Below are 9,689 nucleotides of genomic sequence, written 5' to 3'. Positions count from 1 at the left end.
TTTTAGCAGGTTTATTTCACGAGTGCATTTTATTTTTAGAAAAAATAAATGTTAGGGTAAATTATTTTCCACCCCAACATTTATTATAGAACCAAAAATACTTTCAGGAGTAATATGTGTTGACATTTCTAGGTCGACATTAACTTTTTACAGTGGAATCAATTATGAATTTCCCGCAAATTGCATTATGATCTGAGATTTCTATTCCTTCGCTTTCTTCCATATTCTTAACACCCGAGAGTTCTGCTCGAGTAAAAATTGTGTTAACTACTGTAGACTCAAGACAGCTTATGCCTTTCGTGAAGAACCAGTCTAAGTTCATTTCTAAGATTCCTTTACCTGCTATAGGTTTTCTTCTTGTTATTTTACCCGGTACATTCGAAGCCCTATAATCATATCCGTAGCTTTCAACCAATTCTAAAAGTGGTTCATATTTTTCAGGTGCTTTAATCCTATCTGGCTCTGCTTTAAATGCTTCATACATTCTCATGGCTTCTGACGCTTTAGAACCGTCAAAAGTATTTGTATTCATATCACCTGCAATAACAATAGGAATATTGTCAAATCTTTTCTCAGCTTCTTCAAGGATAGTTTTCATCTGCACCTTTCTGCCCTCAGGAGGTGTTCGATTTTCAAGATGAGTACAAATAAGCCCTATTTCATTGTCTCCAACAAGAATTTTGGCAAAGATGGCAATTCGCGTTCCAAATCTCTTCTGTTCATCTCGATACCAATCATATAATAGTGGCAGTCTTAAAATTATAGGATCGTAAGGCTTAAAACGGGACATAATAGCATTTCCGTGAAACGCTTCTTGATTTTTGCCTTTTTCACCATTAGTTGTTAACTCCATAAATTCAATACCGAAAATATAATTCATGCAAAGTTCTTTTGCAATTTCTGCTGATATGTTTTTATTTCCTGTACGTAACAATCCATAGTCTAATTCATTAAAGAAAATAATATCTGCATCTCTAAGTGCAGGATGATGCTTCATATAAACAATAATTTCATTTAAATATGTTCCTCTTTCGATATTAAACAAAACTATTTTTAAGGTATTTTTAAATAAACTAGGACTTTCATAATTGTTTACTATTTCCAACATATCCATTTCTGGCAAAGTAGCCAATGCTTCAAAACCTGAACTGTTATCTGCTATCTCTATGGCTTCATTAATCTTTTGTTTATTTAACTTAATCATAAGTTCCTCCATTCGAATATTATTAATCAAAAGGCATGTGCGTTTTTTGCAGTATTTTTGTATAAGGAAACACATGCCTTTAGTGAATCTATTTATATGATTAAGGATTTATAATTTAATTTTTAGGTACAAGTAATTTTTGACCTGGATAAATTAAATGTGGATTTGCTAGCTTATTTAGTTCTTGAAGTTTTTGCCAAGTTGTGCCGAACTTTTCTGCTATCTTCCATAATACATCACCGGTTTGTACAATGTATTCTGTGGTTTTGGGAACGTTTTTATAAGTTATATCTGGTTTTATTCCTGCTTCAGAAATAGCTGAGGTTTTCTCCGAAGATGGTTTTTTTATAATAACAGAATCTAACAGGCCGCTGAATCCATCATCTGCTCCTTCCCATCCAGCAAGATGTCCTGAGTCTTTTTCTATGGCCTGTATATGTAAACAATCAGGTGTCACATCGATTTTCATATAATGATGCACCGGGTGAGTTGATGCGCTTTCACCTCTATCTGGATCATTTTTTCTAAATGCAAGCCAAGAACTATCCCCAACCTCAGATATGGGATACAAGTCCCTATTTTGTGCTCCAGCTCCTGCACTAGTAATAAAAATCGTTCCATTACCTGCCGTTGCTTCTCCGAATCTGCCTGAACTTTCTTCTGCATATGCATTATCAAGTTTATAATATTTAGCTTCTTGTAAATCCCCTACTATTTTAGAACGGTAGCCCCTTATATTTTTCGTGCGCTCGTAATTGTGATCATGTGCAGTAAATACAACATCGACTACTCTTGAATTATCTATTGTATCTACTACATCGCCTTCTCGCATTAAGCCTGCACCTTCCAAGACATCGTGCATATGACCTGTGCTTGTAGTGTATATTGAATGATGAAGCAACACTACGACCCAATCAATTTCTCCAGATTTTTTTGCTGTTTTGGCTCTTTCTAGATCATTTCTTAACCACTCTAACTGCTTATAATGAAATTCTTGATTTGGAAAACCAGTCATAAGTGCTATGATATGAACATTGCCATAATTATAAGAAAACCAGTACTCTTCATATCCTTTGTTATTAAGATCGGGCCAGTCTTCTATTGCTTTCACGGGAAAATTAAACATGTTCCACCATGTAGGTGCTAACCGTTCGTGATTGCCATGTACATGAATCATAGGGTACTGAGCTAATAATTCTTTACTGTTTGACTTTCCGTCTACACCATAATTAAACCATGCATCATACTCAATAAACGCACCATTTCCACCATAATCACCTGTAAATGCTGCAAAACCGGGAGCACCTTCCTTAGCATTTTTATCAAGGGTTTTTAATATATCAGCATTTAAATCATTGAAGACATCATATTGAGCCTTAGAATCTCCATATACAAAAAATGTAAATTCGTTGTGGTGCTCAGGATTTGTTTTTATTGTATATGTTTCTGACTTTATAGGATTGGGACCTTTGCTTTCGATGTAATACTCATACCAAGTATCAGGTTTTAAATTCTCTAAAACTACGTTATAAGCATGAGCCTCTAAGGTTCCCATAGAAAAGTAAACAGGTTTTTCACTTATTTGTTTGAAATCACCTTTATCTTTTTCCCTAAGATAAACTGTTCCTTCAGTAGACGAAGTATTAGCAAGCCAATTAACTGAAATTGTTTGGTTCTTACCAGTAACCTTATCTGGGTCAGGCCATGTTAAATTGATATTCATCTTATCTCCTTTAATAGACTTCATCTGGCCTGGCTGCATTATTACATCATCAAGCAGTGGTTTATATTCTACTACATAAGGATGATGCATTCTAAAACCAAACTTATTTTCTTCTTCTGTACCCCATGTATAGCCATAAGTAATCCAAATACTATCACCATAAGATGCAACCGCATGCTTTTGTGTGCCAAAAGGCAAGTCACTTTTCCTTATGTAAGTATTGGTTTCAGGAGTGTACTCATATACTGTCGGAAGAAATTCACCCATGTTTCTTCCACCGATTATATATGCCTTACCTCGGACAGTTGCTACCCAAGGTGAGTCAGTTGGAGCCGGAAGATCACCTATTCTTTTCCATTGAGAATCTTTAGGAGCATTTGGGTCAAAAACCCATGCCATAGTACTGGCTGCGCCTTCTTCATCTTCATCGATTTTATCGGCAATAGATGGCCCTCCACCAAATATATAGAATTTGTTATCTATTACAACGCCAGAGTATCCATAATCAACTAAAGCTGCTGCAGGCACTTCATAATCTATACTGTCTAGACGAATAAATTTCTCAACATTGGGATCGAAAATGGATACAAGGCCATCTTCACCCAAAATAACTGTATATTCTTTTCCGTTAATTACCATTCTGCCCCAAGATCCAGTGTTCCAGTTTCCAAGTACTCCTATATCTTCCATTGGTATGATTTCCAATGTTTCAGTATTAAATTTTAGCATTCTGTTTTTTGCAGCTATATATATGTAGGGGCTGTCATCACTTGTAGTAAAGGCCGTAGATTTGTAATAGTCTTTACCTGTACTTACATTGGTATAACCTTTTTCTCCTGTCTTTAAATTTATCCATTCTATGTTTGGAAAGTCTTGGAATTCTTTAATGCCATCCTGTCCCCATCCCAGAAAATGCGAGTAATAAGCCCTGCCGCCTGTTATCCACATTACATCGCCAATAACCGTATTACTATGGCCTCTCCTAGGATGTAACAAATTTTCATGTATTGTCATGATTTGGTTAGACTCCTGTGCAAATACAATCCCATTAAACATACTAAGTAGTATTACAAAAACTACAAACAGAGATACTATCCTCTTTTTCATTATGTTGCACCATCCTTTTACTAATATTTTTATTATGCTAAAATTTTTTATATATTTTTAAATAATTATGACACCTCCCATTTGTCTGTTAATTTGAGACCTGCTCAGATTAAAACTCAGTAGTCAGTTGAAAGTTTTTTTGACTTTAAAAAGAAGATAGTAAGGCTGGATGTTTTTATGTGATTTTATAAAAGTGCCAGCCTCATTCATGTGTTATATAAATATTTTTATGTGCTTTAGACCCTTTTCCGCAGCTTCATCAGGTGTAGGGAGCGGCAGACATTCAAAGGCTATGTAGTCATCATAGCTTATGTCCTTTAGTGCTTTAATAATACTTTTAAAGTCTATATGGCCATGGCTAGGGTACCACCTGTCGCTGTCGGCAAAATGGAAATGGCCTAAGGATTTTCCTGCTTTTAATATACCTTTTAACATATCCTGTTCTTCTATATTCATATGAAATGTATCTAGGTGCAGCTTGAGATATGGTGAATTTATTTTCTCAATAAACTCAAGGCTTTCTTCAATATTATTAATGAAGTTGGTTTCATATCGATTTATTGCTTCATTTAGTATAATTACGTTATTTTTTTCTGCAGAGTTCATAATCTTGTCAAAGCATTTAAGTGCATATTCTTCATATTTTTTACGGTCATTTGTATCGGCAATTGTACCTCTCATTGAACCTATTATTACTTTTGCATCAAGTTCTTTAGCAGCGCAAATATGATTGAATATCCTCTTTACAGCCCTGTCTCGAACAGTGCCGTCCGGATCTGTAAAGCTTAACCCGTCCATTCCATAGCCCATACCTGTACCGATAGTAGAAACTACAATATTGTTTTCTTCGCAAGCCTTTTGTATCTCCCCAATATCCAATGTATTTGGGTCATTTACATGAATTTCTACCGCATCATATCCCATTTTTGCTGCCTTTTTAATGTTTTCAGTATAGCTGCCCCTTAAAACAATCGGTGCATTCTTAGCCGCTTCTTTTGCTATGGTAATGCTGAGCTTCATTTTATAAACACCTATCTTTCTATTTTTATCGGTTTTCCTTCAGCAAGTGATTTTTTTGCAGCAAGGCCGATAATTACCGGTTCAAGGCCGTCTTTGCCTGTTACAAGAGGCTTGGTATTATTTAATATGCTGTCGCAAAAGGCCTTGATTTCAGCTATGTATGCATCTTTGTATCTATCCATGAAAAAGTTCTTGGGATTGTGGCTTATAATTCCGTCTTCATTGCTTAATACAGTATTTGTTAAATGGTCATTATTCACGGCTATGCTCCCTTTAGAGCCAAATACTTCTACTCTTTGATCATAGCCGTAAACGGCCTTTCTACTATTATCTATGACGCCTATGGTGCCGTCTAAAAATTTTAGCGTAACAATGGCAGTATCAATGTCTCCTGCTTTTTTGATTTCCGGATCAACTCTTACTTCTCCGGTAGCAAATACTTCTACAACTTCACTTCCAATTAAAAATCTTGCCATGTCAAAGTCATGTATAGTCATATCTAAAAAGATGCCACCAGATACTTTAATATATTCTATTGGTGGTGGACTGGGGTCACGTGAAGTAATTTTTAATATGTGAGGTTCGCCTATTTTGCCCGCTCTTATAATATCATGTGCTCGTTTAAAGCTGGGATCGAATCTTCGTTGAAAGCCTATTTGTAATTTAACATTTGCTTTTTCTACCTCATCTAGGGCTTTATGTATTCTACTTAAGTCAAAGTCAATGGGCTTTTCACAAAAAATATGTTTACCTGCTTTTGCCGAATCTATAATTAATTGAGAGTGTGTATCGGTTGATGAGCATATGAGAACCGCATCTATTTCCTTGTCTTCTAATATATCGTTTGCGTCTTTATAGACATTTTTTATCCCAAGATTTTCTGCCCAATCTTTGATATTTTCAGCAAATATATCTGCAACAGATTTAATCTCTACAAAGTCTACATTAGCTTTGATAGTTTCGGCGTGAAATCTTCCTATTCTTCCTGCTCCAATTAATCCTACTTTAATTTTTTTCACGGTTTACATCTCCTCCATTTAGTATTTTTATTTTATGAGACCATCCTGTAAAGATATTTATTTCTTTACAGGATGGTATACAGGAGGTTTATTGTTTATTATGTCGCTGCCTCGTTTAAGCAAAATGTTTATAATTTATAGAATACTCCTATAGGCGGCAGTTCATAAACAGATTTCCAACCTTCGCTGAAGGGTTCTTTCAAAAACGGCTCCATCTCTTTTTCGGTTCGCAATGTAATTTTTTCTACCGGTGGCACTGTTCCCGCCGGGAAGGCATCTAGAATCTGGTCATGTACTAGAGTCAAGTATTTTAGTATTGCAGCGATAGGACGTTTTGCCTTTTTAACTGAGGCTATGCTTGGTTTGCCTACAACTCCCTGAGGTGTAGCAGCCCGTTCTATGGCAGCATGACCTTCGCCTTCAGACCAGCGATGGGGTCTTCCAAAGGGGTCTACTGATTTATCAAAGTGGCCATCTGGAAGGAATGATTCACCTTCGGCATCCTCTACTACACTCATGTCAATCATGTCAGGGAAAAGCAATAGTCCTACTGAAGTCTCGGCTTCGTCTGCGTGGACAAAGTGTGTCTCTAGGCTGTCTTCTCTGTCTGTAGGATAGAAAAACTCTCTAACGGCCCTATGCCAGTCTAATACCTGGAATATTCCCGGAAGTTGGAATCTCTTCATGAATTCTTGTATAGCTGATTCTAGCATCCATAGATGTCCATGATTATTTACTAAGATTATTTTCCTAAAGCCGTCATTCCACAGTCCTAACATCATATATATGATGGTTTCTTCTACTACTTCTTTTGGCATGATAACTGTACCAGGCATGCCAAGGTGGTGGTATGGATGGCCGCCGTAGTTTAGCGGCGGGAAAGCAAGGCTTACTTCTCTTCCCTGTTTTGCAGTGTATCGGCGGACACCTTCTAGAATTTGTGTGACCATGAATGTGTCAAGACCAGAATTAGCATGCATGCCATGGTTTTCTGTACATCCTATGGGTACAAATACTATATCATTTTTGCTGCGCTTTTCAATAACTTTTACTCTCGGAGTATTTTGAATGTATGTGCCTGCTTTACCTAGTTCCGGTTCCGATGGGATATCATATTCTTTTAGTATGGCATCTATCTCTTCTTCACTTGCATCCCATATTTGTTTTTTTAGCCTTCCTACGGTATTGTCTTCAAACTTTATGGCCGGATTATCTGTTAATATCCACTTTTTCTCCTTTGGTTTTTCCATAGTATATCTCCTCTTCCTTGATTTGATGTTTTTGCTATGGGACAAGGTACTCTTGTGTTCGCCTCACAGCAGCTTTTTTATTTGTTAAAATATTTGTTAGTCCATTACACAGGTTATTTTGCACTCTTTCCTATCTGTTCTTAACATAATGATGTTTTCCGGCACTTCTTTTAAGCTTATTTTCTTGGTAATCATAGGTGTCATATCCATTCCACTTGCCATACATTCTATAACTCTGGGGAAGGTACCATGACCGGAATGACCCTGTGCCCCGATGATTCTTGCTCTTCTTACTTGTAGTACTTCACCGGTAACAGGCATCTTGGCATCAGCTCTTGCAACTACCACTATGGTCGAATTTAATGTCCTGCCTTCCCATATTGCTTTTTCTATTCCGGGATACACTGCAGTAGGTAATCCTGTAGCTTCAAGATATAGACTTGCTCCATAGCCGTCTGTAAGTCTTAATACTTCCTCAGTAAAGTCTACTTTTGTCGGGTCAATTACGTAATCAGCCCCTAATTTTTTGCCAAGCTCAGCACGGCCGGCAGAGGGTTCTGAAAGAATTACTTTGGCTGCTCCATGTCTTTTGAGTATGGCACATGCTGCAAGACCTATAGGCCCCCCGCCGCATATTACTACGTTGTCGCCGGGTCTTATTCCCCCTCCGCGCTCAATTACGGCATTATATGCTACAGATGTGGGTTCTACGAGGCTTCCGGCAAGGAAGATGTCTTCTTCTTTGTATTGTGCTTTCAAGGGTTCTAAGCTCCACAGGAGTTTAGCCGGTAAGACAATGTACTTGGCAAATGCTCCGTTTACATTAAAGCCTATCTCATCTAATCTTTCGCAGTGGTTGGGCCACCCGTCGGCACAGGGTTGGCACTGGCCGCACCACATCATCTCTTCGGCTGTTACTAGTTCGCCACCTTTGTAGGGTTTATTTGTCCTTTTGTCAATTGCATCAGGGCCTACTTCTACTACTACTCCGGAAAGTTCATGGCCTAAGATGGCAGGAAATCCTGTAAGGCCGGGATAGAATATGTAGCCATCTTCATCTGGCTGAGCCATATGGACATCGCTTCCACAGATTCCACATGCTTTAACTTCTATTAGAACTTCTCCTTTTTGTGGCTTTGGTATGTCGTGCTCTACAATTTCTATACGTGGGTTTCTCCATACTTTACTCCCTAAATAGGTCTGCTTCCCTTCAATATCCTTAGGCCCTAATTTAAATTCGGGACGCGGGTCCCAATCTGCAAATAGTGTAACCGCTTTCATTTTTGACATTATAAAGACTCCCTTCTATAATTTATTGACTTAATGTATTACAAAGAATTATAAAATACTGTTTTTACTGTTTAACTTTTAACTTGTGCTCTTCTTCTTATAACGTCAACATAAACCGCACCAATAATAACAGCTCCGATGGCAACAGTTTGCCATTCTGCAGAAACGCCTAAAAGATTGAGGCCATTTCTCAAGACCGCCATTATCATAGCACCAATTAATGTTCCCCACACAGTTCCAACGCCACCCATAAAACTTGCTCCTCCAATAATCACAGCGGCAATAGCATCTGTTTCATATGCTAAACCCGCTAGTGGATATGCGGCATTGACTCTTCCAGTTAATATCAAACCTCCCATAGCTGCCATAAGACCACTAAGTGTATATACAGTTATCAGTATTGCATCTACGTTGATACCTGATAATCTTGCAGCTTCCTTATTACCTCCAACTGCATATATATGTCTGCCGGTGGCAGTACGGGTTAAAAATATATGAAAAACCACATAAATAACAATAACTAATATAAAGCTAACAGGCACTGGTCCTAAAAAAGCAGAGCCCAAATACTGAATAATTGGAGGAAATCCTGAAATAGGAGATGCTTTGGTTGCTATTAATGCTAGACCCCTACATATGTTTTGCATTCCAAGCGTTGATATAAATGGGTGAGGAAGGTGCAGTTTTGTAAGTAACAAACCATTTATAATGCCCAATAAAGATCCCATGGCTAAACAGGCTAAAATACCAATAATCGGACTCATGTTTAACTTCACAACTAGGATGCCCATCACGACAGTAGATAATGCTAAGATTGACCCTACTGAAAGGTCAATTCCTGCAGTTAGTATAGCCATAAGCATTCCCACTGCCACAAGGCTATTAATAGCTGATTGTCTTGCAATGTTCATGAGGTTTTTTACCTCAAAAAAGTGTGGGGTGGCAATTGATAAAAATATGAATAGAACGATTAGCCCAGCCATTGATCCTATTTGCGAAAAAAAACTTGTAACTTTTTCGCTTTGTTGCTGATTTTCTTGAACTACATTTTTTTCTGCTTTAGACTCAACTTTCAT

General features: G+C 37.5%; 7 protein-coding genes. All 7 read right to left on the bottom strand.

Annotated features, from left to right (window positions below):
- Nucleotides 1–139 precede the first annotated feature (139 nt).
- The gene (locus tag BUC45_RS05170) at nucleotides 140–1,204 is read right to left on the bottom strand and encodes an endonuclease/exonuclease/phosphatase family protein (RefSeq protein ID WP_296970802.1); all 1,065 of its coding nucleotides are present in this window, start codon (nucleotides 1,202–1,204) and stop codon (nucleotides 140–142) included.
- Between the two features lie 115 nt (nucleotides 1,205–1,319).
- A complete protein-coding gene (locus BUC45_RS05165; protein WP_296970801.1) occupies nucleotides 1,320–4,034 on the bottom strand; it encodes a LysM peptidoglycan-binding domain-containing protein in 2,715 nt (904 codons plus the stop codon).
- A 213-nt stretch (nucleotides 4,035–4,247) separates the two neighbouring features.
- Complete coding sequence (locus BUC45_RS05160; RefSeq protein WP_296970800.1) at nucleotides 4,248–5,054, bottom strand: sugar phosphate isomerase/epimerase family protein; 807 nt, start codon at nucleotides 5,052–5,054, stop codon at nucleotides 4,248–4,250.
- An 11-nt stretch (nucleotides 5,055–5,065) separates the two neighbouring features.
- On the bottom strand, nucleotides 5,066–6,073 hold the full coding sequence (gene iolG, locus BUC45_RS05155; RefSeq protein WP_296970799.1) for an inositol 2-dehydrogenase: 1,008 nt from the start codon (nucleotides 6,071–6,073) through the stop codon (nucleotides 5,066–5,068).
- 128 nt (nucleotides 6,074–6,201) lie between these two features.
- Complete coding sequence (gene iolN, locus BUC45_RS05150) at nucleotides 6,202–7,323, bottom strand: 3-dehydro-scyllo-inosose hydrolase (protein ID WP_296970798.1); 1,122 nt, start codon at nucleotides 7,321–7,323, stop codon at nucleotides 6,202–6,204.
- 96 nt (nucleotides 7,324–7,419) lie between these two features.
- Entirely contained in the window at nucleotides 7,420–8,604 is a 1,185-nt protein-coding gene (gene iolM / locus BUC45_RS05145) for a scyllo-inosose 3-dehydrogenase (protein WP_366749759.1), read from the bottom strand.
- A gap of 80 nt (nucleotides 8,605–8,684) precedes the next feature.
- Nucleotides 8,685–9,689: an ABC transporter permease gene (locus BUC45_RS05140; protein ID WP_013777762.1), complete on the bottom strand. Its 1,005-nt coding sequence runs from the start codon at nucleotides 9,687–9,689 to the stop codon at nucleotides 8,685–8,687.

The organism is Tepidanaerobacter sp. EBM-38, from assembly GCA_001896545.1.
GTDB lineage: Bacteria > Bacillota > Thermosediminibacteria > Thermosediminibacterales > Tepidanaerobacteraceae > Tepidanaerobacter.
The sequence above is the reverse complement of the archived record's forward strand: the minus strand, read 5'-3'. Positions and strand labels throughout refer to the sequence as shown.

Bases quoted from the DNA above. Each gene is read 5' to 3' on its own strand.
- BUC45_RS05170 (WP_296970802.1), bottom strand. From the start codon at position 1,204: ATGATTAAGTTAAATAAACAAAAGATTAATGAAGCCATAGAGATAGCA.
- BUC45_RS05165 (WP_296970801.1), bottom strand. From the start codon at position 4,034: ATGAAAAAGAGGATAGTATCTCTGTTTGTAGTTTTTGTAATACTACTT.
- BUC45_RS05160 (WP_296970800.1), bottom strand. From the start codon at position 5,054: ATGAAGCTCAGCATTACCATAGCAAAAGAAGCGGCTAAGAATGCACCG.
- iolN (WP_296970798.1), bottom strand. From the start codon at position 7,323: ATGGAAAAACCAAAGGAGAAAAAGTGGATATTAACAGATAATCCGGCC.
- iolM (WP_366749759.1), bottom strand. From the start codon at position 8,604: ATGAAAGCGGTTACACTATTTGCAGATTGGGACCCGCGTCCCGAATTT.
- BUC45_RS05140 (WP_013777762.1), bottom strand. From the start codon at position 9,689: ATGAAAGTTGAGTCTAAAGCAGAAAAAAATGTAGTTCAAGAAAATCAG.